Source organism: Pseudomonas sp. JC1203, assembly GCF_056175065.1.
In genome coordinates, this window is record NZ_JBWCAM010000008.1 from 138,240 (window position 1) to 161,417 (window position 23,178).

Annotated in this window: 21 protein-coding genes and 4 tRNA genes; 9 read left to right on the forward strand and 16 right to left on the reverse strand. The window is 63.2% G+C overall.

Features of this window, described 5'->3' with window-relative positions:
• Positions 1-18: 18 nt before the first annotated feature.
• Both AC0SZ7_RS14090 and AC0SZ7_RS14095 read right to left on the reverse strand, forming a co-directional pair.
• A complete protein-coding gene (locus AC0SZ7_RS14090; protein ID WP_475504971.1) occupies positions 19-696 on the reverse strand; it encodes an energy-coupling factor ABC transporter permease in 678 nt (225 codons plus the stop codon).
• Positions 693-1,160, reverse strand: a complete 468-nt coding sequence (locus tag AC0SZ7_RS14095) for an FAD/FMN-containing dehydrogenase (RefSeq protein ID WP_475504972.1) — start codon at positions 1,158-1,160, stop codon at positions 693-695. The genes AC0SZ7_RS14090 and AC0SZ7_RS14095 overlap by 4 nt, the downstream gene beginning before the upstream one ends.
• Positions 1,161-1,271: 111 nt before the next feature.
• Here AC0SZ7_RS14095 and AC0SZ7_RS14100 point away from each other — a divergent pair, with 111 nt between their 5' ends.
• The 5 genes from AC0SZ7_RS14100 (at position 1,272) to hutC (ending at position 6,033) form a co-directional block, all read left to right on the forward strand.
• Complete coding sequence (locus AC0SZ7_RS14100) at positions 1,272-1,901, forward strand: DUF1780 domain-containing protein (protein WP_475504973.1); 630 nt, start codon at positions 1,272-1,274, stop codon at positions 1,899-1,901.
• Between the two features lie 120 nt (positions 1,902-2,021).
• Positions 2,022-2,195 (forward strand): DUF3094 domain-containing protein, encoded by a 174-nt coding sequence (locus AC0SZ7_RS14105; RefSeq protein WP_475504974.1) that lies wholly within the window; start codon positions 2,022-2,024, stop codon positions 2,193-2,195.
• Between the two features lie 63 nt (positions 2,196-2,258).
• Positions 2,259-3,554: an NAD(P)/FAD-dependent oxidoreductase gene (locus AC0SZ7_RS14110; protein ID WP_416426938.1), complete on the forward strand. Its 1,296-nt coding sequence runs from the start codon at positions 2,259-2,261 to the stop codon at positions 3,552-3,554.
• Positions 3,555-3,784: 230 nt separating this feature from the next.
• Positions 3,785-5,320 carry a histidine ammonia-lyase gene (gene hutH / locus AC0SZ7_RS14115; RefSeq protein ID WP_475504975.1) on the forward strand — a complete coding sequence of 512 codons (1,536 nt, stop codon included), beginning with the start codon at positions 3,785-3,787 and terminating at the stop codon, positions 5,318-5,320.
• Complete coding sequence (hutC, locus tag AC0SZ7_RS14120) at positions 5,317-6,033, forward strand: histidine utilization repressor (RefSeq protein WP_475504976.1); 717 nt, start codon at positions 5,317-5,319, stop codon at positions 6,031-6,033. The genes hutH and hutC overlap by 4 nt, the downstream gene beginning before the upstream one ends.
• Before the next feature lie 70 nt (positions 6,034-6,103).
• Here hutC and AC0SZ7_RS14125 read toward each other — a convergent pair.
• The 7 genes from AC0SZ7_RS14125 to rluD form a co-directional block, all read right to left on the reverse strand.
• Positions 6,104-6,180: transfer RNA gene (locus AC0SZ7_RS14125), tRNA-Pro, on the reverse strand.
• A 97-nt stretch (positions 6,181-6,277) separates the two neighbouring features.
• Positions 6,278-6,353: transfer RNA gene (locus tag AC0SZ7_RS14130), tRNA-Lys, on the reverse strand.
• Between the two features lie 5 nt (positions 6,354-6,358).
• Positions 6,359-6,435, reverse strand: a tRNA-Pro gene (locus AC0SZ7_RS14135).
• Between the two features lie 10 nt (positions 6,436-6,445).
• Positions 6,446-6,521: transfer RNA gene (locus AC0SZ7_RS14140), tRNA-Asn, on the reverse strand.
• Between the two features lie 360 nt (positions 6,522-6,881).
• Positions 6,882-9,446, reverse strand: coding sequence for an ATP-dependent chaperone ClpB (gene clpB, locus AC0SZ7_RS14145; protein WP_475504977.1), 2,565 nt, complete (start codon positions 9,444-9,446; stop codon positions 6,882-6,884).
• A gap of 227 nt (positions 9,447-9,673) precedes the next feature.
• Positions 9,674-10,408: a peptidoglycan editing factor PgeF gene (gene pgeF / locus AC0SZ7_RS14150; protein WP_475504978.1), complete on the reverse strand. Its 735-nt coding sequence runs from the start codon at positions 10,406-10,408 to the stop codon at positions 9,674-9,676.
• Positions 10,405-11,367: a 23S rRNA pseudouridine(1911/1915/1917) synthase RluD gene (rluD, locus tag AC0SZ7_RS14155; RefSeq protein ID WP_475504979.1), complete on the reverse strand. Its 963-nt coding sequence runs from the start codon at positions 11,365-11,367 to the stop codon at positions 10,405-10,407. Before rluD ends, pgeF begins: the two co-directional genes overlap by 4 nt.
• A gap of 149 nt (positions 11,368-11,516) precedes the next feature.
• On the opposite strand from rluD, the gene AC0SZ7_RS14160 reads away from it, so the two are divergent.
• From AC0SZ7_RS14160 to AC0SZ7_RS14175, 4 genes are all read left to right on the forward strand, one after another.
• Positions 11,517-12,542, forward strand: coding sequence for an outer membrane protein assembly factor BamD (locus AC0SZ7_RS14160; protein WP_475504980.1), 1,026 nt, complete (start codon positions 11,517-11,519; stop codon positions 12,540-12,542).
• A gap of 233 nt (positions 12,543-12,775) precedes the next feature.
• Positions 12,776-13,009, forward strand: coding sequence for a PP0621 family protein (locus AC0SZ7_RS14165; RefSeq protein WP_475504981.1), 234 nt, complete (start codon positions 12,776-12,778; stop codon positions 13,007-13,009).
• Positions 12,999-14,591 (forward strand): sensor histidine kinase, encoded by a 1,593-nt coding sequence (locus tag AC0SZ7_RS14170; protein WP_475504982.1) that lies wholly within the window; start codon positions 12,999-13,001, stop codon positions 14,589-14,591. The genes AC0SZ7_RS14165 and AC0SZ7_RS14170 overlap by 11 nt, the downstream gene beginning before the upstream one ends.
• A 2-nt stretch (positions 14,592-14,593) precedes the next feature.
• Complete coding sequence (locus AC0SZ7_RS14175; RefSeq protein WP_475504983.1) at positions 14,594-15,934, forward strand: sigma-54-dependent transcriptional regulator; 1,341 nt, start codon at positions 14,594-14,596, stop codon at positions 15,932-15,934.
• Between the two features lie 233 nt (positions 15,935-16,167).
• Here AC0SZ7_RS14175 and thiO read toward each other — a convergent pair whose 3' ends face one another.
• Genes thiO through AC0SZ7_RS14210 form a run of 7 tightly spaced genes read right to left on the reverse strand, consistent with a single transcriptional unit; the run spans position 16,168 to position 23,099 of the window.
• Complete coding sequence (gene thiO, locus AC0SZ7_RS14180; protein ID WP_475504984.1) at positions 16,168-17,271, reverse strand: glycine oxidase ThiO; 1,104 nt, start codon at positions 17,269-17,271, stop codon at positions 16,168-16,170.
• A 25-nt stretch (positions 17,272-17,296) separates the two neighbouring features.
• Positions 17,297-17,710 (reverse strand): type IV pilin protein, encoded by a 414-nt coding sequence (locus tag AC0SZ7_RS14185; RefSeq protein ID WP_475504985.1) that lies wholly within the window; start codon positions 17,708-17,710, stop codon positions 17,297-17,299.
• A 12-nt stretch (positions 17,711-17,722) separates the two neighbouring features.
• Positions 17,723-20,899, reverse strand: coding sequence for a pilus assembly protein (locus tag AC0SZ7_RS14190; protein ID WP_475504986.1), 3,177 nt, complete (start codon positions 20,897-20,899; stop codon positions 17,723-17,725).
• Entirely contained in the window at positions 20,889-21,401 is a 513-nt protein-coding gene (locus tag AC0SZ7_RS14195) for a pilus assembly PilX family protein (protein ID WP_475504987.1), read from the reverse strand. The genes AC0SZ7_RS14190 and AC0SZ7_RS14195 overlap by 11 nt, the downstream gene beginning before the upstream one ends.
• Positions 21,402-21,412: 11 nt before the next feature.
• Positions 21,413-22,153: a PilW family protein gene (locus AC0SZ7_RS14200; protein ID WP_475504988.1), complete on the reverse strand. Its 741-nt coding sequence runs from the start codon at positions 22,151-22,153 to the stop codon at positions 21,413-21,415.
• Positions 22,150-22,635, reverse strand: a complete 486-nt coding sequence (pilV, locus tag AC0SZ7_RS14205; protein ID WP_475504989.1) for a type IV pilus modification protein PilV — start codon at positions 22,633-22,635, stop codon at positions 22,150-22,152. The genes AC0SZ7_RS14200 and pilV overlap by 4 nt, the downstream gene beginning before the upstream one ends.
• Positions 22,632-23,099 (reverse strand): GspH/FimT family pseudopilin, encoded by a 468-nt coding sequence (locus AC0SZ7_RS14210; RefSeq protein WP_475504990.1) that lies wholly within the window; start codon positions 23,097-23,099, stop codon positions 22,632-22,634. The genes pilV and AC0SZ7_RS14210 overlap by 4 nt, the downstream gene beginning before the upstream one ends.
• Positions 23,100-23,178: the final 79 nt, after the last annotated feature.

A 23,178-nucleotide genomic window follows, 5' to 3' on the forward strand; every position in this document is an offset into this window, starting at 1 on the left:
CATCCCGAGGCATCACGCTTACTCATCCTTCCACGGCGCTGCCAGGTACCGCGTGCGGTTAAAGGTTTCAAGCCATTCAGGGCAGAACACCACCAGCGCCGTGACGATCACCCCGTTGATGAACGCTTCGGGGAAGATCACCAGCCACAGGTAGCCGACGAAGTCCCAGATCCACTCCGGCAGGGCAAAGCGCCCGTCCAGCCACAACAATCCCAACCCGGCGAACACGCACAACAACGCTGCCAGCGCAGCAGGAAAGAAACCCGAGCAAAAAATGTAAACAAAGGGATTCCTGGGCTGCGCGCGCTCCACCAGCACCGCACAGACTTCGGTGACCAGCACCGGCAGGCCGATCAACAGCAGGCCATTGATGCCGGCCGCCAGCAGGTCCTGGCGGCCCAGCAGCACCAGGCCCATTTGCGCCGCCAAGCCGCCCAGCAGCGCCAGCGGCCAGTCCAGCAGCAGGGTCACGGCGGTCATGCCGATGAAGTGGTAGGACACGCCGGTATCGAAATCGCGCCGCACTAGCCACAGCAGGAACAACGCCAGCACCGTGCCGAACAGCAGGTGCTGACGGCGGCTGTCACTGAACAATTCCACCCACGGCGCGCGCCAGGCGGCCCAGCCAAGCAGCGGTATATACAGGCACCAGCCGACGCCTAGCGTCACGCCGGACAGCACCTGCGCGCTGATCATTTTTGCGCCTGTTCCAACGCCGTCTTCAACGCGGCGGCGTCGGTGAACTCGTGCTGGGCCACGACCCGCTGGTGGTCCAGTTCCAGCCACAGTACCGAATCATCGGCCACCCCATAGTTGGGCGCAATGCGGCCCTCGCGGTCGAGCACCACGCGGTAGTCGTAGGAGCGCATGGACGGCAGTGCGAACATTTTCGCAATCAATGCCGGCATGCGCTGAATGTCGGCGAGGAAAACCGCCTTGCGCCCTTCCAGGTAGCCCTTGGGCTGGCCTTGCAGCGCGGCGTTGACCAATTTGGCCCCGCCCATGTCGCGGGCCACCAGCAGAATGCGCGCGTCTTCGTTGAGGCTGTAGGGCGCATCGAACTGGTCCAGCAACGTCCACGGCGGTAGCCGCTCGCCCACTTCCAGGGCCATGGCCCAGCAAGGCAGCAGGCTGAGCAGCAACAGGGTCCAGAACTTCATGTACAGGTTCCTCTGGCGAATGTGCTTGTTGGCAGTTTACACCCCGCACCGTGACACAGCGTGTGCAAGTCATTCACGGCAAAGCGCATTTGAACCGCTAAGCTTGTGAACATGGATGACTCAGATTACCTGCGCCTGCTCACCAACCAGGCCGAACAAGCCAATGCGTTCCTGTCCAATGCCCGCAAATGGGAGCGCGAGCGTTGGGTATGCCAGCGCCTGCTGCAAGGCCTGAACATTCCGTACCGCGCCGAGGAATTCAACCCGGCCGGCCAGGAGCCGCCCGACGTGCTGTTTCGCGACGCCAGTTTCGAGGTGTTTTTCGTGCTGGACGAAGGCCGGCGCCTGAACGACGAGTGGCGCGAGGAGCTGCAACGGCGCCGCAGCGCCTTTTCCCTGGCCCAGTTGGTGCGCCGCGAGGCCCGGCCCAAGCGCATCGGCGCACCGGAACTGCTGCAGCGCCTGGCCCCCACCCTGCGCAAGAAGTCGCACAACTACAAGGAGCGCGGCCTGGACCTGGGCGAGCTGGACATCATTGCGTTCGCCAGCCTGAAACGCGAGGTGCTGGACCTCAATAGCCATTTCCCGCCGCCTACGGAGTACCTGCGCCAGGGTTGGCGTTCACTGTCGCTGGTAGGCCCGACCTTCGCCCGGGTGCTGTTCGCCCACCCGGATGCGCCGGACTTTCTGCGCAGCAACCTGGGGCGCAGCATTGTGTTTGATGTGGGGATAAGCCTCTAGAAGGCGCGGGGGCCGGACGCAGCCTTCGGCAGCTGCTACGGGGGTGGAATGGCTGTATGATTTGCGTGGGGAACACTGTACTTTTCCTACAGTCAGAAGCGTCTACCTTACGAGGCCATGATGAGCAGCCGTCTGAATCCCGAAGATCAGCAACGCGTGGATCAATACCTGCAGCTGCCCCAGCACAAAGTCGAGCGCCGGCCTTTTCGGCCGTGGATGCTCCTGGTGCTGACGGTAGCCATCACCATCGGCCTTGGCTTGTTGAGCCGCCTGATCAGTTACCTGGTGCTATGAGCTGCCTTGCGCTCGCCCTTCCCACTGACCCACAGAATTCCGTAAACCTTATGAGTACTTTGAATGACACATCGTATCGTGATTGTCGGCGGTGGCGCCGGCGGCCTGGAGCTGGCGACCCGCCTGGGTAAAACCCTAGGCAAGCGTGGCACCGCCAGCGTGACCCTGGTCGACGCCAACCTGACGCACATCTGGAAACCGCTGCTGCACGAAGTGGCCGCCGGCTCCTTGAACTCCTCGGAAGACGAGCTGAACTACGTGGCCCAGGCCAAGTGGAACCACTTCGAGTTCCAACTGGGGCGCATGAGCGGCCTGGACCGTGCCGCCAAGCAGATCCAGCTGGCAGCAACCATCGACGAGAATGGCCTGGAGCTGCTGCCTGCGCGCACCCTGGGCTACGACAGCCTGGTGATTTCGGTGGGTAGCACCACCAACGACTTCGGCACCCTGGGCGCGGCGCAGAACTGCCTGTTCCTGGACACCCGCAAGCAGGCCGAGCGCTTCCACCAGCAGTTGCTCAACCACTACCTGCGCGCCCACGCCCACAGCGATCTGGATAGCCAGATCAGCGTCGCCATCGTCGGCGCCGGCGCCACCGGCGTGGAGCTGGCCGCCGAGCTGCACCACGCCGCGCACGAACTGGCTGCCTACGGCCTGGACAAGATCAAGCCGGAAAACATGCGCATCACCTTGATCGAAGCCGGCCCACGGGTACTGCCCGCGCTGCCGGAGCGTATCGGCGGGCCGGTGCACAAGACCCTGGAAAAGCTCGGCGTCACCGTGCTGACCAATGCTTCGGTGAGCGAAGTGGGCCCCGACAGCCTGAAGACCGCCGACGGCAAGGTCATCCCGGCCAGCCTCAAAGTGTGGGCCGCAGGCATCCGTGCGCCGGCGTTCCTCAAGGACATCGACGGCCTGGAAACCAACCGCATCAACCAGCTGCAAGTGCTGCCCACCCTGCAGACCACCCGCGACGAGAACATCTTCGCCTTCGGTGACTGCGCGGCCTGCCCGCAGAAAGGCACCGACCGCAACGTGCCACCGCGCGCCCAGGCCGCCCACCAGCAGGCATCCCTGCTGGCCAAGTCGCTGAAGCTGCGCATCGAGGGCAAGGAGCTACCCGAATACACCTACAAGGACTACGGCTCGCTGATCTCGCTGTCGAAGTTCTCTGCCGTGGGCAACCTGATGGGTAACCTGACTGGCAGCGTGATGCTCGAAGGCTGGCTGGCGCGCATGTTCTACGTGTCGCTGTACCGCATGCACCAGATGGCGTTGTACGGCACCTTCAAGACCATGATGCTGATGCTGGGCAGCCGCATCGGCCGCGGCACCGAGCCGCGCCTGAAACTGCACTAACCCCTCCCCACCTGGCGGCCCGTAGCAGCGGCCGCCAGGCCGCGTCATCCCCCCTCCGATTCACCTGGCACACCGTGGCGGTCCTGGACGCAGCCTGCGGCAGCTGCTACGTGGGTGCCTGGGGTTATCGATTTGCGACAAGGTGCGCTTTACCGCCGACAGAGCTCTTGCTATACCTGTATATACAGGCTTATATAGCTACCCTCTCAACCTGACATCAGGACCTCGCCATGCCCGCCACCCTGCACATCCTGCCCGGCCATTTCGACCTCGACCAACTGCGCGCCATCTATCAGCACCAGGCTCCCTTCGAGCTCGACGCCTCGGCCCGGGATGCAGTGGCGGCCAGCGCCAGCACCGTCAGCCAGATCATCGCCAACGAACGCACCGTGTACGGTATCAACACCGGTTTCGGCCTGCTGGCACGCACGTCCATCGCCACCGACAAGCTGGCCAAGCTGCAGCGCAACCTGCTGCTGTCGCACTGCACCGGCACCGGCCCGCTACTGGATGACGCCAGCGTGGGCCTGATCATGGCGCTCAAGGTGGCCTCCCTGGCCCGCGGCTTTTCCGGCGTGCGCTGGGAGCTGATCGAGGCGTTGCGCAAGCTGTACACGGCCAAGGTCTTCCCGTGCATTCCGTCCCAGGGTTCGGTGGGCGCCAGTGGCGACCTGGCGCCGCTGGCGCATATGTCGGCGGTGCTGATCGGCGTCGGTCGCGTACGCCATGAAGGCCGTGAGATGGACGCGGTAGAGGGCCTGGCCATCGCTGGCATGACGCCGCTGGAGCTGGGCCCGAAAGAAGGCCTGGCGCTGATCAACGGCACGCAGGTATCCACCGCATTGGCGCTGCGCGGGCTGTTCGCCGCAGAAAAACTGTTCAGCGCCGCCGTGGTCGCCGGCAGCCTGACCGTGGAAGCCCTGAAGGGCTCGGCCGTGCCGTTTGACCCGCGCATCCAGGCAGTGCGTGGCCAGCCTGGGCAAATCGCCGCCGCGGCCTATTATCGCGACCTGCTGGGCGCCACCAGCGAGATTCGCCAGTCCCACGCCGACTGCAAGCGCGTACAAGACCCCTACTCCCTGCGCTGCCAGCCACAGGTAATGGGCGCCTGCCTTGACCACATGCGTTTCGCCGCCGGGGTGTTCCTGCGCGAGGCCAACGCCGTGTCCGACAACCCGCTGGTGTTCAGCGCCGACGGTGACGTGCTGTCGGGCGGCAACTTCCACGCAGAACCGGTGGCCATGGCCGCCGACGTGCTGGCCCTGGCCATCTCGGAAATCGGCGCGCTGTCCGAACGCCGCACCGCGCAGCTGGTGGACCCGGCGCTGTCCGGCCTGCCCGCCTTCCTGGTGCGCGAAGGCGGCCTGAACTCCGGCTTCATGATCGCCCAGGTCACCGCCGCCGCCCTGGCCTCGGAAAACAAGACCCTGGCCCACCCCGCCTCCATCGACAGCCTGCCCACATCCGCCAACCAGGAAGACCACGTGTCCATGGCCACCTTCGCCGCCCGCCGCCTGCTGGACATGGCCGGCAACAGCAGCGCCGTGGTCGCCATTGAACTGCTGGGCGCCGCACAGGGCATTGACCTGCTGGCGCCGCTGCAGACCTCGCCGAAGCTGACCGAAGTGATGCGCTTCATTCGCGAAGGCGTGGCCCACTACGACGAGGACCGCTATTTCGCCCCGGACATCGCCGCTGCCCGCAGCTGGGTGGAAGACGGCGTGTTCAGCCGCTGGCTGGCATTCGCCGAGCTGTACCAGGGATGAGCACCCGCCCCGCCCAGGCGCTGTACCAACGCGCCAAGGACTTCGTGCTGGACAAGGTTCACGCCGGGCATTGGAAGCCCGGCGACCTGATTGCCTCGGAAAACCAGCTGGTGCAGGCCCTTGGCATGTCGCGCATGACGGTAAACCGCGCCCTGCGCGAGCTGGCCGAGGAAGGCCGGCTGGTGCGGGTCAACGGCGTGGGCACGTTCGTGGCCGAGCCCAAGCCGCAGTCCAACCTGATGCGCATCAGCAACATCGGCGACGAGATCATCGCCCGTGGCCACCGCTATGAATGCCGCATGCTGCACATGGGGCGCGAAGCGGCGTCGCTGCCAGTAGCGGCGGCCATGGGCCTGGCCACCGGGGCATCGGTATTTCACTTGTTGTGCGTGCACCTTGAAGAAGGAGTGCCGGTGCAGTTGGAAGACCGCTATGTGAACCCCGACCTGGTTCCGCAGTTGCTGGCGCAGGCGTTTGGCGCGCAGCTGCAGCCCGCCAGCTATTTGCTGCAGGTGATCAGGCCGGATGAAATGGAACACATCGTCGAAGCCGGGCACCCCAGCGACGAGGAAGCCAGGCTGCTGCAGATGGAGACGGATGAGGCCTGCCTGGTGCTGCTGCGGCGCACGTGGAATGCAGAGCGGGCGGTGACGTATGTGCGGCTGGTGCACCCGTCGTCGCGGTACCGGCTGGGAAGCCGCGTGAAGGTGTAGGTCGGAAAGCGACAGGCCCACATTTCAGGCATAAAAAAGGCGTCCACAAGGGACGCCTTTTTTCTGAAGATGGTCGGGGTAAGGGGATTCGAACTCCTGACATCCTGCTCCCAAAGCAGGCGCGCTACCGGACTGCGCTATACCCCGGTACAAAAAAGGCACCCAGAAGGCGCCTTTTTTGATGCCTTCCGACGTTACTCGGAAGGACTTTTTAAGATCTGACCCAGCGAACTGGAATCAAAAATGGTGGGTCGTGTGGGACTCGAACCTACGACCAATTGGTTAAAAGCCAACTGCTCTACCAACTGAGCTAACGACCCAAAAATGGTCGGGGTAAGGGGATTCGAACTCCTGACATCCTGCTCCCAAAGCAGGCGCGCTACCGGACTGCGCTATACCCCGATATGAAATTTGGCTCCGTGACCAGGACTCGAACCTGGGACCCAATGATTAACAGTCATTTGCTCTACCGACTGAGCTATCACGGAACTATCAATTTCAGTTGCTGCAAATTTCGAATCTGTATTCCTACCGCTTCGAACTCTTCGGCTTTCCCGTATCGCTACGTTAGTGCCTCTGAGGCGCGCTATTCTACAAGCTTCAAAACCCTTGTCAACCCCTAATTTTCATTCAACTTACTGAATTTCAAACTATTTTCAGATCCCGGTGAAGCGTGGTGATCTGTGGGTTGCCGTTACAGCGAGGCGAACTTTACTCAACCTTTTTGAGAAATGCAAATAGAAACATGCATTTAGCTGCAATTTTTTTCAAAGCCTGTGGGAGCTGGCTTGCCAGCGAGCTTTTAGCCCTTTAAAGGGCTCGCCGGCAAGCCAGCTCCCACACACCGGTCAGGCGAAGACAATCTCGTCGTCGGCCACGGTAGCGGTCACCGTGCTGCCTGGCAGGAACTGCCCCGACAGGATCAACTGCGCAAGCGGGTTCTCGATCCAGCGCTGGATAGCCCGTTTCAGCGGCCTTGCGCCATACACCGGGTCGTAACCCACGGCTATCAGCTTGTCCAACGCCTCGTCGCTCAGCTCCAGGCTCAACTCACGCTCGGCCAGGCGGCGGCGCAAACGGCCGAGCTGGATTTGCGTGATGCCGGCGATCTGGTCGCGCGCCAACGGCTCGAACACCACCACTTCGTCGATACGGTTGATGAACTCCGGCCGGAAGTGCGAGCTCACCGCGTCCATCACTGCCGCGCGTTGAGCTTCACGGTCACCCACCAATTCCTGGATCTGCGCCGACCCCAGGTTGGAAGTCATCACGATCACCGTGTTGCGGAAGTCCACGGTACGGCCCTGGTTGTCGGTCAGGCGGCCGTCGTCCAGCACTTGCAGCAGCACGTTGAACACGTCCGGGTGCGCTTTCTCCACCTCGTCCAGCAGTACCACCGAATACGGCCGGCGACGAACGGCCTCGGTCAGGTAGCCACCTTCTTCATAACCGACGTAGCCCGGTGGCGCACCAATCAGACGAGCCACGGAATGTTTCTCCATGAACTCGGACATGTCGATACGCACCATGGCCTCCTCGGTGTCGAACAGGAATTCGGCCAGCGCCTTGCACAGCTCGGTCTTGCCCACGCCGGTAGGGCCCAGGAACATGAACGAGCCGCTGGGGCGATCCGGGTCCGCCAGCCCGGCACGGGAACGGCGCACGGCACTGGAAACCGCTTCCACGGCTTCGTTCTGGCCGATCACGCGCTTGTGCAGCAGGCTTTCCATCTTCAGCAGCTTCTCGCGCTCGCCTTCGAGCATCTTCGCCACCGGAATGCCGGTCCACTTCGACACTACCTCGGCAATCTCTTCCTCGGTGACCTTGCTGCGCAACAGCTGGTTATCGCTCTTGCCGTGCTGGTCGACCATCTGCAGGCTGCGCTCCAGGTCCGGGATAACCCCGTACTGCAGCTCGGCCATGCGGCTGAGGTCGCCACGCCGGCGGGCGGCTTCCAGTTCCTGGCGCGACTGTTCGATTTTCTGCTGGATCTGCGCCGAGCCCTGCACTTCGGCTTTTTCCGAGGTCCAGATCTCTTCCAGGTCCGCGTACTCACGCTCGACGCGGGCAATTTCCTCGGTCAGCTTCTCCAGGCGCTTGATCGCAGCCTCGTCGTCCTCTTTCTTCAGGGCCTGGGATTCGACCTTGAGTTGAATCAGGCGGCGTTCCAGGCGGTCCAGCACTTCAGGCTTGGAGTCGATCTCCATGCGGATGCGGCTGGCAGCCTCGTCGATCAGGTCGATGGCCTTGTCCGGCAGCTGGCGGTCGGTGATGTAGCGATGGCTGAGCTTGGCCGCGGCAATGATCGCGCCGTCGGTGATCGCCACCTTGTGGTGCACCTCGTAGCGCTCTTTCAGGCCACGCAGGATGGCGATGGTGTCTTCCTCGCTCGGCTCATCCACCAGCACTTTCTGGAAACGCCGCTCAAGGGCTGCGTCCTTCTCTATATATTGGCGGTACTCGTTGAGCGTGGTGGCGCCCACGCAGTGCAGTTCGCCACGGGCCAGGGCCGGCTTGAGCATGTTGCCGGCGTCCATGGAGCCCTCGCCCTTGCCCGCACCGACCATGGTGTGCAGCTCGTCGATGAACAGAATGATCTGCCCTTCCTGCTTGGACAGGTCGTTGAGCACACCTTTAAGGCGCTCTTCGAACTCACCGCGGAACTTGGCACCGGCGATCAGCGCACCCATGTCCAGCGACAGCAGGCGCTTGCCGCGCAGGCCGTCTGGCACTTCGCCATTGATGATGCGTTGGGCCAGGCCCTCGACGATGGCGGTCTTGCCCACGCCAGGCTCACCGATCAGCACGGGGTTGTTCTTGGTGCGGCGCTGCAGCACCTGGATAGTGCGACGGATCTCGTCGTCACGGCCGATCACCGGGTCCAGCTTGCCCTCTTCGGCGCGCTTGGTCAGGTCGACGGTGAATTTTTCCAGGGACTTGCGCGAGTCTTCGGCGTTGGCGTCATTCACCGCCTCGCCGCCGCGCAGGTTGGTAATGGCGTTTTCCAGGGCTTTCTTGCTCACGCCCTGGCCGAGCAGCAACTTGCCCAGCTTGCTGTTCTCGTCCATGGCCGCCAGCAGCACCAGCTCGCTGGAGATGAACTGGTCGCCCTTCTGCTGCGCCAGGCGGTCGGCCTGGTTGAGTAGGCGCGCCAGGTCCTGGGACATGTTGACGTCGCCGGTAGGGTTCTGGATTTTCGGCAGGCGGTCGAGCTCTTTGCTCAATTCCTTGCGCAGGCTGTTCACGTCGAAGCCTACCTGCATCAGCAGTGGCTTGATGGAACCACCTTGTTGGTCAAGCAATGCCTGCATCAAATGCGCAGGCTCGATGGCTGGATGGTCCATGCCCACCGCCAGGGATTGGGCATCGGACAGCGCCAACTGCAATTTGCTGGTTAAACGGTCAATACGCATATGTCACCTTCCTATAGGGGCAGGCCGGAGCGATGGACACACCTGATGAAGAAAAACCTGCCTGAGATACCGAAGTAGATGGGGGGGATTGTTCAATATTCAAGCGGCAGGGGCTTGACCCACATCAATAAGGCACCGACGTGGGAGCGGGCTCTGCCCGCGAAAAGAACGCCGCATCGTTCTGTAAATGCGCGGTGTTGCGTTCGCGGGCAGAGCCCACTCCCACACTATTCCAGCCAGATCAGCGACGCGAAGCGGCCTGTCTGCGGCGCACGCCGATAAGAGAAGAAGCGTAGATCCTCGATGGTGCATTCACCACCGCCGTACACGGCGGTAATGCCCATCGCTGCCAGGCGCAGGCGCGCCAGCGCGTAGATATCGGCCAGGAACTTGCCCGGCGCGGCGCCCGGCACGAAGGCTGCGGCAGCTTGCGGGTGGCTGGCCATGAAGATGTCGCGCACCTCGGCGCCCACCTCGAAGTTGCGCGGGCCGATGGCGGGGCCCAGCCACACCATTATCTCGCTGGCCGGTACCGCCAGGCTTTCCGCCGTGGCTTCCAGCACACCGGCGGCCAGCCCGCGCCAGCCGGCATGGGCAGCACCCACGCAGGTGCCGGCGCGGTCGCAGAACAACGCGGGCAGGCAGTCGGCGGTCATCACCGTGCAGGCGATGCCGGGGGTGGCGGTCCAGCTGGCATCCGCCTCGGCGATGATGGCCGGGTTGGCGTGAGCCACATGGATGCCGTGCACCTGCTTGAGCCACGCCGGCTGGATGCCGAACGTGCGCGTCAGGCGCAGGCGGTTCTCGGCCACCGCCGCGGGCGCGTCGCCCACATGGTCACCGAGGTTCAAATACTCGAAAGGCGCGGCGCTGACGCCGCCCTCTCGCGTGGTGACGCAGGCCTTCACGTTGGCCGGTGCCGGCCAGTCGGGAAAAATCAGGTCCTGCGCCAAGTCACTCACCCGACGAACGCCTCGCGGTCCTGCTTGAGCAGCGATAGCAGCCAGACGAAATCGTCCGGCAGTGGCGATTCCCAGCTCATGCGTTGGCCGGTGGTGGGGTGCTCCAGCTCCAGGAAGCGCGCGTGCAGCGCCTGGCGCGGGAAGGTCTTCAAGGCATCGACCATGGTCGCGCTGGCGGCCGGCGGAATGCGGAAGCGACCACCGTAGGCCTGGTCACCCACCAACGGGAAGTTGATGTGCGACATGTGCACGCGAATCTGGTGGGTACGGCCGGTTTCCAGTTTGACCCGCACGTGGGTGTGCGAACGGAAACGCTCCAGCACGCGGTAGTGGCTGACGGCAGGCTTGCCGCCTTCCATCACCGCCATGCGCTGGCGCTGCTGGCCGTGGCGACCGATGGGGGCGTTGATCTTGCCCCCGGCGGTGACCACACCAATGACGATGCACTCATAAATCCGACTGACGGTACGGCTTTGCAGCTGGGCAACCAGTTTTGTCTGCGCCTGGATGGTCTTGGCGACCACCATCAGGCCAGTGGTGTCCTTGTCCAGGCGGTGCACGATACCGGCGCGCGGGACATTGATGATGTCCGGCACGTGGTGCAGCAAGGCGTTGAGCAAGGTGCCGTCGGCGTGGCCGGCAGCCGGGTGCACCACCAGGCCCGCAGGCTTGTTGATGACCAGGATGTCGTCGTCTTCATAGACGATGTCCAACTCGATGTCCTGGGCGATCCACTCGCCCTGGGCTTCCTGTTCGGCATTAAGGGCCAGGATGGCGCCACCGTGAACGATGTCACGCGGGCGCAGCACGCCACCGTCCACGGTCAGGCGGCCTTCTTTGATCCAGGCGGATAGGCGCGAGCGCGAGTGCTCGGCGAACAATTGTGCGGCGACTTGATCGAGGCGTTGGCCGCCCAATTCGGACGGCACCTCTGCGCTAAGTTGTATGATCTCGGACATGCTCGGACTGTGCGGCGGCACAGCCTTTGGTTTCGGCTGCACGCTTGTGGTTAAATACGGCGTCTTTTGCCCCGAGGCTTCCACGGGGCGCTCATCATAACAGGACGGTCACGCCCAAGACAGCGGCCGTCATAGGGACGCAAGCCGCCATGCAAGTGAAACACCTGCTGCTGATCGCCATCCTCGGACTCACGGCCGCCTGTTCGTCGAAGAAGGAAGTGGTCGACGAAAACCTGAGCGAAACCGAGCTGTACCAGCAGGCGCAGGCCGACCTGGACAACCACAGCTTCACCAGCGCCACCGCCAAACTGAAGGCGCTGGACTCCCGCTATCCGTTCGGGCGCTACGCCGACCAGGCGCAGCTCGAGCTGATCTACGCCAACTACAAGAACTCCGAGCCTGAAGCGGCCAAGTCGGCTGCCGAGCGTTTCATTCGCCTGCACCCCCAGCACCCGAACGTCGACTACGCCTACTACCTCAAGGGCCTGACCTCGTTCGACCAGGACCGCGGCCTGCTGGCGCGCTTCCTGCCGCTGGACATGACCAAGCGTGACCCGGGCGCTGCCCGCGACTCCTACAACGAGTTCGCCCAGCTGACCAGCCGCTACCCCAACAGCCGCTACGCCCCCGACGCCAAGCAGCGCATGATCTACCTGCGCAACCTGCTGGCGGCCTACGAGATCCACGTGGCTGACTACTACCTGACCCGTCAGGCCTACGTCGCCGCCGCCAACCGTGGCCGCTACGTGGTGGAAAACTTCCAGGAAACCCCGTCCGTGGGTGACGGCCTGGCCGTGATGGTGGAAGCCTACCAGCGCATGGGCCTGGACGACCTGGCTGCCACCAGCCTGGAAACCCTGAAGCTGAACTACCCGGACCACCCGCAACTGGTGGACGGCAAGTTCGTGCCGCAGCAGAAGGAAGCGGACAACCGCTCCTGGCTGACCAAGGCCACCCTGGGCCTGGTGGGCACCAGCGCGCCACTGCCACCGGGTGAAACCCGCGCCAACCAGGAACTGACCAAACAGTTCCAGGATGACAAGGACGCCATCCCGCACGAACTGCTGCCAAAAGACCAGGGCGGTACCGCCGACGAGCCGGCCAAACCGGTAGACGACGCACCGAAGAAGAAGCGTGGCTTCTTCAGCTACCTGACCTTCGGCCTGTTCGACTGAGCAGCACCGCAGTAAAAAAGAGGCCCTCGGGCCTCTTTTTTTGTATCCGCAGAAATATAAATACTTGTGGGAGCTGGCTTGCCAGCGAGCTTTTCAGGCGGTATCAAAAGCTCGCTGGCAAGCCCGCAACCCAACGCCCACCAAAAAATATCAACCCCCCAACCCGGCACCGCTTGTCCCCCGCCCGGCCCGCTCCTACACTGCCGCATCTCCTTAAGTTCGAGCCGTAGACCATGATTCGCCTGATTTTCTGGATCGCCATTGTCTTTGCCATCGTATGGCTATGGCGCAAGGTCAAGCCAAGGCCCCAGACCTCGGCACGCCCGGGCAATGACCAGCCACTGCCGATGGTGCGCTGCGCCCAGTGTGGCGTGCACCTGCCGCAGAACCGCGCGCTGGGCAGCGGCCACCAGTGGTACTGCAGCCAGGCACACCTGGACCAGGGCCCGGCGCCACGTGAGCGCTGAGACCTTCCTGCCCGGCGGCCCCCAGGCGCGGCGCATGCTGCGGCTGTACCACCTGTACCGCCTGAGCATCGGCATTACCCTGATTTTGCTGATCTCCAGCGACATGGACGACAAGCTGCTGCAACTGGCCAATGGCACCTGGTTCCGCACCGGCAGCTGGGCCTACCTGCTGTTCAACATTGCCGCAGTCATCCTGCTGGAGAAACTGCGCCCGCCCGGGCACGTGTTCGCCCTGGCGCTGCTCGACATCCTGATGTTGTCCGGGCTGTTCTACGCCGGCGGCGGCACCGCCAGCGGCATCGGCAACCTGATGATCGCCTCGGTGGCCATGAGCAACCTGCTGCTGCGCGGGCGCAACGGCCTGTTGATTGCCGCGCTGGGCAGCATCGGCATCATCTACCTGACCTTCTACCTGAACTTCCTGCGCCCCAACAGCGCCACCAATTACGTGCAGGCCAGCACGCTGGGGGTGCTGTGCTTCGCCGTGGCCCTGATGGTGCAGGCGCTGACGCGCTTGCTGCGGGTCAGCGAAAGCCTGGCCCAGCAACGCGCTACCGATGTCACCAACCTGGAAGAGCTCAACGCGCTGATCCTGCAGCGCATGCGTACCGGCATCCTGGTGCTGGACACGGTCAACCGCGTGCAACTGGCCAACGAAGGCGCGCTCAAGCTGATCGGCCAATACAACCTGGGCGGCCAGTTGATCACCGCCTACTCGCCGGAACTGGTGGAGCGCCTGCTGCAATGGCGCACCAACCCTACCCTGCGGCTGCGCAGCCTGAAATTCACGCCCACCGGCCCGTCGGTGCAACCCAGCTTCATCTCGCTGCGCCGTGGCGATCAACAACAGACCCTGGTATTCCTCGAAGACCTGTCGCAGGTGGCCCAGCAGGCCCAGCAACTCAAGCTGGCGGCCCTGGGGCGGCTGACCGCCGGTATTGCCCACGAGATCCGCAACCCCCTGGGCGCCATCAGCCATGCCGGCCAGCTGCTGCAGGAATCGGAAAACCTCGACGCTGCCGACCTGCGCCTGACCGAGATCATCAAGGATCAGTCCAAGCGCATGAACCTGATCATCGAGAACGTGCTGCAGCTGTCCCGGCGCCGCCAGGCAGAGCCGGCGCCGCTGGACCTGGGCGGCTTCCTCGAAGGGTTCCTGGCCGATTTCCGCGCCACCGCCACGCCACGGCAGGCGTTGCACCTGTATGTCACCGACGGGCCGATAGAGACGCGCATGGACCCCCACCACCTCACCCAGGTGCTCAGCAACCTGGTGGAAAACGGCCTGCGCTATAGCGCCCACGCCCATGGCCAGGCCCAGGTGTGGCTGAACCTGTTCGTCGATCCGACCAACGGCCTGCCCATTCTTGACGTGCTGGATGATGGCCCCGGCTTTTCAGCCGATCAACTGCAACACATCTTCGAACCTTTCTTCACCACCGAGACCAAAGGAACAGGATTGGGCCTCTACATTTCCCGTGAGTTATGCGAAAGCAACCAGGCGCACCTAGACTACAAACCACGTGAACGCGGTGGCAGTTGCCTGCGTATCACGTTCGCCCATGCACGGAAGCTGAGTTGAACATGAGCCAACGGCAAAAGATCCTGATCGTCGACGATGAGCCGGATATCCGCGAACTCCTGGAAATCACCCTGGGCCGGATGAAGCTCGACACGCGCAGCGCGCGCAACGTCAAGGAGGCCCGCGACCTGCTGGCCCGCGAGCCGTTCGACCTGTGCCTGACCGACATGCGCCTGCCCGACGGCACCGGCCTTGAGCTGGTGCAACATATCCAGCAACGCTTTCCCCAACTGCCGGTGGCGATGATTACCGCCTACGGCAGCCTGGACACCGCCATCAACGCCCTGAAGGCGGGTGCTTTCGACTTCCTGACCAAGCCCGTGGACCTGGCGCGCCTGCGCGAGCTGGTGAGCAGCGCCCTGCGCCTGCAAGCGCCGGCGGGCAGCGAACCGAGCATCGACGACCGGCTGCTGGGCGACTCACCGCCCATGCTGGCCATGCGCAAGCAGATCCTGCGGCTGGCGCGCAGCCAGGCACCGGTGTACATCAGCGGTGAGTCGGGCAGCGGCAAGGAGCTGGTGGCACGCCTGATTCACGAGCAGGGCCCGCGGGCCGAGCTGCCGTTCGTGCCGGTGAACTGTGGTGCCATACCCTCGGAGCTGATGGAAAGCGAATTCTTCGGCCACCGCAAAGGCAGCTTCACCGGCGCCGTGGAAGACAAGCCCGGGCTGTTCCAGGCCTCCAACGGCGGCACGCTGTTTCTCGACGAGGTGGCCGACCTACCGCTGGCCATGCAGGTGAAACTGCTGCGTGCCATCCAGGAGAAGGCCGTGCGCAGCATCGGCGGCCAGAGCGAAGTGGTGGTGGACGTGCGCATTCTTTGCGCCACCCACAAGGACTTGAATGCCGAAGTGGCGGCCGGGCGCTTCCGCCAGGACCTGTACTACCGCCTCAACGTTATCGAGCTGCGCGTGCCCTCCTTGCGTGAACGGCGCGAAGACATCGCACTGCTGGCGACCCGCGTGCTCAAGCGCCTGGCCCATGGCAGCGGCCTGCCCCCGGCGCAACTGAGCCCTGCGGCGCTGGAAACCCTGAAGGGCTACCGTTTCCCAGGCAACGTGCGGGAGCTGGAGAACATGCTCGAACGCGCCTACACCCTGTGCGAGAACGAGCGCATCGAGCCCAGCGACCTGCGCCTGAGCGAATCGGCCCAGACCACCGAGGGCGGCCTGCCCGACCTGACCAACGTCGACAACCTGGAAGACTTCCTGGAAAACATCGAGCGCAAGCTGATCCTGCAGGCGCTGGAAGAAACCCGCTGGAACCGCACGGCGGCGGCACAGCGGCTGAGCCTGTCGTTCCGGTCGATGCGCTACCGCCTGAAAAAGCTGGGCCTGGAGTAACGCGGCCTGCGGCCGCTACGGGTGCGGTGTACGCAGGATTCGCGTAGCAGCTGCCGAAGGCTGCGTCCGGCGGCGGCCCTGCGTTGCTCCGGGACGCGGCCGTGCGGCCGCTGCTACGGGGGCGATCGCGTCGTCTGCATCGCGGCCAAGGCCGGCTCCTACCACGGACGGCGTAGGAGCCGACTTTAGTCGCGATGCAGGCAACGCGGTTTCAAGACAGTTGCTGCTACGGGTTAGGCGAGGCGGCTGGCGGGGTTGTAGGGGGCCGGATCGATTATGGGGTCGCGCCCCAGCATCAGGTCGGCGAACAGCTGGCATGAGGCCGGCGCCAGCACCAGGCCGTTGCGGTAATGGCCGCAGTTGAGCCACAGGCCCTCGAAACCTTCCAGCCGGCCAATGAACGGAATACCTTCCGGCGAGCCCGGCCGCAAGCCTGCCCAATGCTTCACCGGCGTCGCCTGCGCCAACGCTGGCAAAAGCTCGATGGCCGAGGCCTTCAGGCTTTCCAGGGCACTGACGGTAGGCGTCTTGTCGTAGCCTTCATGCTCCAGCGTGCTGCCCACCAGGATATGCCCGTCGCGCCGCGGGATCGCGTAGCGCCCCTTGGCCAAGACCATGCTCGGCAGGAAGTCCGCTTCGCACTTGAACAGAATCATCTGGCCCTTCACCGGCTCTACCGGCAAACGCACGCCCAGGCTTTCCAGGAGGTCGCCGCTCCAGGCGCCAGCCGTCAACACCACCTGGTCGGCGCGCAACTCGCCGTCGGCGGTGTCCACGCCGACTACCACCTGGCCATCGCGCAGGAAGCCGCGCACCTCGCAATGCTCACGCACGGTGACGTTGGCGCAGGCCTGCAGCGCCGCGGCAAGCGACTTCACCAGCCGCGGGTTGCGCACATTGGCCACATCGGCCATGTACACCGCGCTGCGGTAGCCACCGCCCAGCACTGGCACGCCGTCGTAGGCTGCGGAAATATCCACCTTGCTCAGCGGCCGGTTCAACCGCGCCGCCCAGGCCAGGGCCTCGTCCTCATCAGGCAGGTCCAGCCAGTACAGGCCGGTGGTGTGCACCTCGGGGTCGATGCCGGTGTCAGCAAACAGCCGCGCGCCCAATTGCGGGTAGAAGTCCTGGGACCAATGCGCCAGCGCCGTCACTGCGGCGCTGTAGCGCCAGGGGTACAGCGGCGAGACGATGCCGCCACCGGCCCATGAGGACTCCTGGCCAAGACCTGAGCGGTCCAGCAAGGTGATGCGGCCCACGTGCGGGGCCAGGTTGAGGGCAGTCAGCAGGCCGATGACGCCGCCACCGACGATGATCAGTTCTTGTTGTGTGGGCATGGGGTTTCCAGAGTCAGGGGAACAATCAACGCCCCCAGCAAGTGGCAATTGTCGACGTGTTGTTGACGTTGTTTCGGGCGCCGGTGTTGTCCAGCGTGTAAGTACCGCAGACGTCGCCGGCCATCATCGTACCGGCATTCGGCGCGGCCTGCAGGGTATACCCGGTAGCGCTGCGCGCCGGGAAGGTCACGGTGTACCAGGTGTTGCTGGAGGGCGCCGTGAATGTGACCGTGGAGCTGGGGTCGCCATAGGTACCGTACTTCGAGTACCAGCGCTCAAGGTTCTGCGCCGTTTCCGACATCAACTCGACGATCTCCGCACGGTGCGTGCGCTTCACGTAATTGGTGTAGGAAGGGTAGGCGATCGTCGCGAGAATACCGACGATGGCTACTACCACAACCAGCTCCACCAGGCTGAAACCTCGTGCGTCCTTATGCATATGCAGACTCCTTCATTGAATTTGGCGCCACATGATTCTTCCCGGGCTGGAGAGCGTGGTGCTTGAACTACCCGCGTCGTACTCTTTGGTCTCGCCCCCCGTAGTACTGACAAAGTACTCGGTTGAAGTCGTGCTTATGGTGCTGCTTCCAACCGTGCTCACAGTAGTGATTGATAAAATAGCGGTCAGGTTGGGAATGCCCGTCGAGATATAGATACCGCTCATGACAAGGTCGGCGCTGGTGACCTGGCCGTCCCCCGTTGTATCAATCGCTGGGCTGGTGAGCATCCTGCCATTCAGCGCATCCAGAATCACCAGGTAGCCCGAGCCCTGGCTGGAACACGGATCGGTGGTATCTACACCAGCGGTGGTGAACAGGATGTTCCCCGACGAATAGGTAGCCGGATAGATGACCCGCTGCCCGGTCAGCTTGGTGCCTGACACCAGCGGCAGATACCAACCCTTCAGTGAGGTGTAGTTGGTGGTGGTCGTGGAGGTGGTCATGTACTGCGTAGTGCCCACTGTAGTGAAGCCGGCAATCGACTGGGCCTGCAAGTTCGCGGTCGTGTAGTTGCCTGCCCCACCGTCGGCGTCCCAGATGGCGTAGAAACCCTGGGCATCGGTAGTGGTCTTGTCAGTGGTCTCGTTGAGTTTGCCCGTGCCGAAATACACCATCTTGCCGCTGGTGCTATTGGTCACCAGCGTGGGCTGGGCCGTGATGGGCTGGGTGGCACCGCCCGGTGCGGTGAACAGCGGCAGGCCCGAGAACGCAACGCTCCAGCTGGAAGGCGTGGTGCTGCTCAGGTCGAACTTCCACATATGCCCCAGCAGGTCACCACCGTACGCAGCCTGCACCACATTGGAAGCGTTGACCTTGAGCTTCACCGAGGAAAGCCCGTTGGCGCCGTTGGCGCTTTCGGCGACGATTTCCTTGATCACCGCCCCGGTCTCCAGGCTGACTACCAACAGCGAGGCGACACCCTTGGTGCTGCCGTAGCCGTTGGCAATAAAGGCTGCCCAGGTCCCGTCAGGCAGGCGCGCCACCTCCGGTTTGGAGTAGGCGTAGCCCAGGTTCGCGAACGCGGTGCCAGTGTCAGGGCGCCACTCATACAGCGCCTTGACCACGTTACCGGCGCTGGAGTCGTACAACTGAATGGCTGAATAGGCCTTGCCCCCTGCCGCCGTGCCCGACAACGCCAAGGTCTTCCAGACACCGCCTATTTGCGCGTCATAAACACCAATCTGGCCATCGTTGAGGAACGTATGCGAAGAGCCGTTGATGTAGGCCGTGTCGGCTACCTTGTACAACCCCGCCAGCGCCGTCGATGGCATGTAAGCGTAGATACGCGCCCCAGTGCTCGCATTGATCACGTTGGTAAAACCATCGTTGGCATTGACCACCAGGGTGCCGGTCATGCCGGCGGCCTTTTTGGCCAGGTAGGCGGTATAGCTGGTGTCGTTGGTCAGGTCGGAGGCCGTCTGGGCGCTGGGCGATGCCAGCGTCAGCGACGAGTTGATCACATCGCCCAGCAACACCGAGCGGGTCTTGAGGCCGGTGATGTTGGTGCCCTGGCTCCAGCTGACCAGCTGCGGCCCCTTGATACCGGAAGGGCTGGTGGGCAGGTTGGCGTCGAGCACCGCCCGCTGCGCCGTGGAATAGTTCAGGTAGGCCATGGTGATCGGCTGGGCTGTACTGGTGTTATAGGACTCGAAGGTCGTGCCCGTGGCGCCCACGGCCATGGTGGTATTGGTGCTCCAGCTTTCGGTGGTCGCGATGGCGCCGGTTGAGCTGATGGCGTAGGCCTTGACGATGCCGCGCCAGTCCACCGGGTCGTAGGAAGTCTGGTAGTACTTGGTGGTTGACGTCAGCGTTGACGAACTGGCCGCGCCCCCGCCCCCGGAACCAGCCTTGGAGGTGATATCGCTGAGTGCCGAAGACAGGGCGGTGGTCAGCGAGGAACTGTCGGTGGCCAGGTAATATTTACCGTGGCCGTAACTGGCTGTGTCCAGCAGCATCTGGTTGCTGGCAGTAAAGCCAATGGCGTAAGTGGACATGTTCTGCGTGGGGAAATCGGCGTCCCAGCTTTTGCCAGCCGCATCGGTACCGTTGGCAGACGCCGTGCGCATGTCGATGTCATAGGCAAACTTGGCAATGTCATCGAGGTAAAGCGTATCGCCCTCGCTGTCGCCACTGAGGTTGGCACCATCGTTGAGGCTATTGCCGTCCCAGTTCGGCAGGTTTTTCCCGCCCAGTGGGTCGTTGGTGGGGAACGTACGATCGTAGGTTGGCAGGCCATCGGTGATTACCACGCCAAAGTTTTTCTGGCAGCGCCATTGAATGGGGCTGGTATAGGTGGAAGGCGTGGAGTTGTAGTACGGCGCCAGGCCCCGCATGTAGCGGGTAATCTCGTAATAAGTCTCGGCCAGCGGCGTGTTGGAGGTGGCCGACAGGCCAGCGATGGCGTTGGTCAGGTTGGAAAAGTTCTTGTCGGCGGTAGCCTGGCTCACGGCCGACACGGTGCCGCTGGCGGTCACGGGGGAAAGGTCACTGATCGCCTGGGCTATCCTGCCGCCGGGGCCTGGGTCGGAGTTGGTCGGCGGGTTGAACGTGGCCAGGCCGATGCGCAAGGCACGGTTGCTGGTAACCAGGCTCGTCGCCACGCTGATGGCAGTGAGCATCCGCGTGCTGTTGGTGACGGTGATGGTATTGCCGGCGTTGGCCTGCTGCACCAGGTACGACAGGTATTCAATGGGGTAACGGGTGAGGCCACTGCCGCGTGGGTCGGGCAAGGTCAGGCACAGTACGGTGCTGGAGTTCTTGTAGAACGAATACTGGCCGTTGCTGCAATAGGACGTGCTGAGGTTGCCCACGAAGACATAATCGGCGCTGCCGTTACTGATGGCGTTACCGGGCGTATACCCGCTGCAGGCGAACAGGAAACACGAGCGCGTGACCGAATAGATGGTGGGGTAATCGGTCGCTGTGTTGAACCCCGAGTCCATCAGGATGCTGTCCATGCTGCCGGAGTTATCCACCAGCATCATCAGGTTCGGTGGCACCGCCGCAGCACTCAGCAGCGGCGAGGACGCGGGGGCGAAAGCGTCGGCGGGGGTGCCGATGAACAACGTGAGCAGCAATCCCACCAGCACGTTCAACCAATACGGCAACGAGCGTTTGTTACCTGCCATAAATGCTCTCCACCACGCTGCGCGGGTTGCTGATAGCCGCTGCCGTGAAGCCGATGGCAGTGATGCGGTAAAGCGTGACGCTGTTACCGCTGTTATTCATCGCATCCTTGGTGGTGCCGATGTTCTGCACGCCGTAGAAACCTGTCGTACCGACGGCAACCCAGGTGATACCTGCAGTGCCATAGTTGCTGGCGGCCGCCGCGATGTTGTTGTAATCGGCTGCCGGCGGCGGCGCACAGGTGGCATTGGTGGTGCACACGGCCAATGTGTAGCCCGTGGCGGCGACGGCATTTTCGCCTGCACGCAGCGCGGCCTCGGCATTCTGGAACGTGGTGTTGCGCGTTTGCACGCTACCCGCCATTTTCTCCTGCAGGGTGGCGTTCTGCATGGATGACACGCCGATCATGGTAATGAGCAGCAGCATCACCAGTGCCACCAGCAGTACCATGCCTTGTTGCCCCCTGCGGCCGGGGGGGCACGATATGTGGCGGAGTTTGTTCATCGACGCCTCCTTCAGGGCAAGCGGTTGCGAATGGCCGCGGCGGCCGTGAATGTTCGGTCCGCGAGGCGGCCATTGGGGTCAGTCAGGGTAAGGCTGATGCGCACACTGCGAATCTGCGCAGGCGTGCCAGGTGCGAAGCTGTAGGACGTGACAGGGCTGGGGACAGTGGTGCCGGACGTCACCCCGAACATGACGGCAAAACCGCTGACGTTGCTCAACAGCACGTAGGCGGTGCCGTTGAGCGTGGTGGTCAACTGCTTGGTGCTGCTGTTGTAGGTGTAGATCACCTTGCGGATCGGCACGGCTATCTGCCCGGCTGCCGCAGCCTTGGCGCCGCCGTAGACGGTGGACAGCGTCAGGCAATCCGTGAGGATGGTCCATGTGGGGACACCGCCGTTCGCGCCCACGTCCCCCGTGACCATCGTCAACACCTGCGTAGTGACGCCACCGGTGGTACTGGTGCTGTAGCTGATGGCCGGGCTGAGGCTTGGGTCTACCCAGCCGGCGAGCAAGGCAGAGGCATCGGGGGTAATGGTGTTCAGGCAGCCGAACATGCCAACCATGCGCACCTCCTGGAGCATCTTGCTCAAACCATAGCGGGCATCTTCCTGCATGCTGGCGGCAGCGTTCTGGGCCAGGTAGGTGTTCTTCGCCGAAATGAAAATCTGCGTGACGCCGAGCAGGACGATCAGGCCCAGCGCCAGGGCGACCATCAACTCGATCAGGCCAAAGCCCGATGACTGCTTCTTCATTGGGTCACCGTGTTGTTGAATGCGCGCGTGGTCAGGGTGAAGGTCTGGGCCGAGGTATCATTGGCTACGGCGTTGGCGTTGATGGCATTGATTGCCTGCCCCGCACGCGCATCCGTCCAGGTGATGGTGATGGTGACTACGTTGCTGGCAATGGCGATCACGCCCTCCCCGGTGCCACCACTGAACGTCGCGATATTGGCCTTGAAGTCCGACCAGTCCACTGCGCGGGGGTTGCTGTAGTCGGTGCTGGTGGCCGCCGCCTTCGCCGACAACAGGCTGTAGTTGAGCGAGCTGTTGGCGCGAATACGGTCGAGCATGTCATAGGCGATGAAGCTGGCCTGGGTGCGCATGGACGAGCTGTCGGTGTATTTCAGGGCATTGAGCTGGATGGCCGCAGCCCCCAGCAACCCGATCGACATGATCAGCAGCGCTACCAATACTTCAATCAGCGAAAACCCTCGATGGGCGTTTTTCAGGCTCATGTGCAGGTACCGTTCAAGACAATCCGGCCATTGAGGCACACACCCAGGCTACGGCTCACGGTGCCCTGGGTGTAGGTGAGCGTCAGTGCGGCGGCGGGATAGGTCAGGCCGCCCAGGTTGTTGAACTCGATGTAGGCAGAAGTGCTGCTGAAAGCCAGTGCCGAGGTACTGGACATGGCGGGAATGACCCGCAATACAGTGCCGGCGGTGCTCAAGGTGATGTTCAGCGCGCCCGTCCAGGCGCCACCCGCGGTGGCTGGGGCGATGCGTACGCTGAGGCCGCGGTTGATGGCTTCAAGGCGGGTGTAGTTGAGGGCGCGGTAAAGGTCGCCGGTCTCGGAGTCGGTGCGGTTATTGGCAATGAGCTTGCTGAAGGAAGGCAAGGCGATGGCGGCCATGATCGCCAGTATCACTACGGTCACCAACAGCTCCACCATGGTAAATCCATTACGTCTTGAATCCATTTTCCCCACTCCCCCCGGATGCGCTGGACTATAAACCAGCAGTGCCTGCGCCAACGCACGGCACAGGATATACGGTTGT

Excerpts from the sequence above, each read along its gene's own strand:
- clpB (WP_475504977.1), bottom strand. The coding sequence starts at position 9,446 with ATGCGTATTGACCGTTTAACCAGCAAATTGCAGTTGGCGCTGTCCGAT.
- AC0SZ7_RS14160 (WP_475504980.1), top strand. The coding sequence starts at position 11,517 with ATGCAAGTGAAACACCTGCTGCTGATCGCCATCCTCGGACTCACGGCC.
- AC0SZ7_RS14110 (WP_416426938.1), top strand. The coding sequence starts at position 2,259 with ATGACACATCGTATCGTGATTGTCGGCGGTGGCGCCGGCGGCCTGGAG.
- thiO (WP_475504984.1), bottom strand. The coding sequence starts at position 17,271 with ATGCCCACACAACAAGAACTGATCATCGTCGGTGGCGGCGTCATCGGC.
- AC0SZ7_RS14210 (WP_475504990.1), bottom strand. The coding sequence starts at position 23,099 with ATGGATTCAAGACGTAATGGATTTACCATGGTGGAGCTGTTGGTGACC.
- AC0SZ7_RS14195 (WP_475504987.1), bottom strand. The coding sequence starts at position 21,401 with ATGAACAAACTCCGCCACATATCGTGCCCCCCCGGCCGCAGGGGGCAA.
- AC0SZ7_RS14185 (WP_475504985.1), bottom strand. The coding sequence starts at position 17,710 with ATGCATAAGGACGCACGAGGTTTCAGCCTGGTGGAGCTGGTTGTGGTA.
- AC0SZ7_RS14190 (WP_475504986.1), bottom strand. The coding sequence starts at position 20,899 with ATGGCAGGTAACAAACGCTCGTTGCCGTATTGGTTGAACGTGCTGGTG.
- AC0SZ7_RS14165 (WP_475504981.1), top strand. The coding sequence starts at position 12,776 with ATGATTCGCCTGATTTTCTGGATCGCCATTGTCTTTGCCATCGTATGG.
- hutC (WP_475504976.1), top strand. The coding sequence starts at position 5,317 with ATGAGCACCCGCCCCGCCCAGGCGCTGTACCAACGCGCCAAGGACTTC.
- rluD (WP_475504979.1), bottom strand. The coding sequence starts at position 11,367 with ATGTCCGAGATCATACAACTTAGCGCAGAGGTGCCGTCCGAATTGGGC.
- AC0SZ7_RS14175 (WP_475504983.1), top strand. The coding sequence starts at position 14,594 with ATGAGCCAACGGCAAAAGATCCTGATCGTCGACGATGAGCCGGATATC.
- AC0SZ7_RS14090 (WP_475504971.1), bottom strand. The coding sequence starts at position 696 with ATGATCAGCGCGCAGGTGCTGTCCGGCGTGACGCTAGGCGTCGGCTGG.
- AC0SZ7_RS14200 (WP_475504988.1), bottom strand. The coding sequence starts at position 22,153 with ATGAAGAAGCAGTCATCGGGCTTTGGCCTGATCGAGTTGATGGTCGCC.
- hutH (WP_475504975.1), top strand. The coding sequence starts at position 3,785 with ATGCCCGCCACCCTGCACATCCTGCCCGGCCATTTCGACCTCGACCAA.
- AC0SZ7_RS14100 (WP_475504973.1), top strand. The coding sequence starts at position 1,272 with ATGGATGACTCAGATTACCTGCGCCTGCTCACCAACCAGGCCGAACAA.
- AC0SZ7_RS14095 (WP_475504972.1), bottom strand. The coding sequence starts at position 1,160 with ATGAAGTTCTGGACCCTGTTGCTGCTCAGCCTGCTGCCTTGCTGGGCC.
- pilV (WP_475504989.1), bottom strand. The coding sequence starts at position 22,635 with ATGAGCCTGAAAAACGCCCATCGAGGGTTTTCGCTGATTGAAGTATTG.
- AC0SZ7_RS14105 (WP_475504974.1), top strand. The coding sequence starts at position 2,022 with ATGAGCAGCCGTCTGAATCCCGAAGATCAGCAACGCGTGGATCAATAC.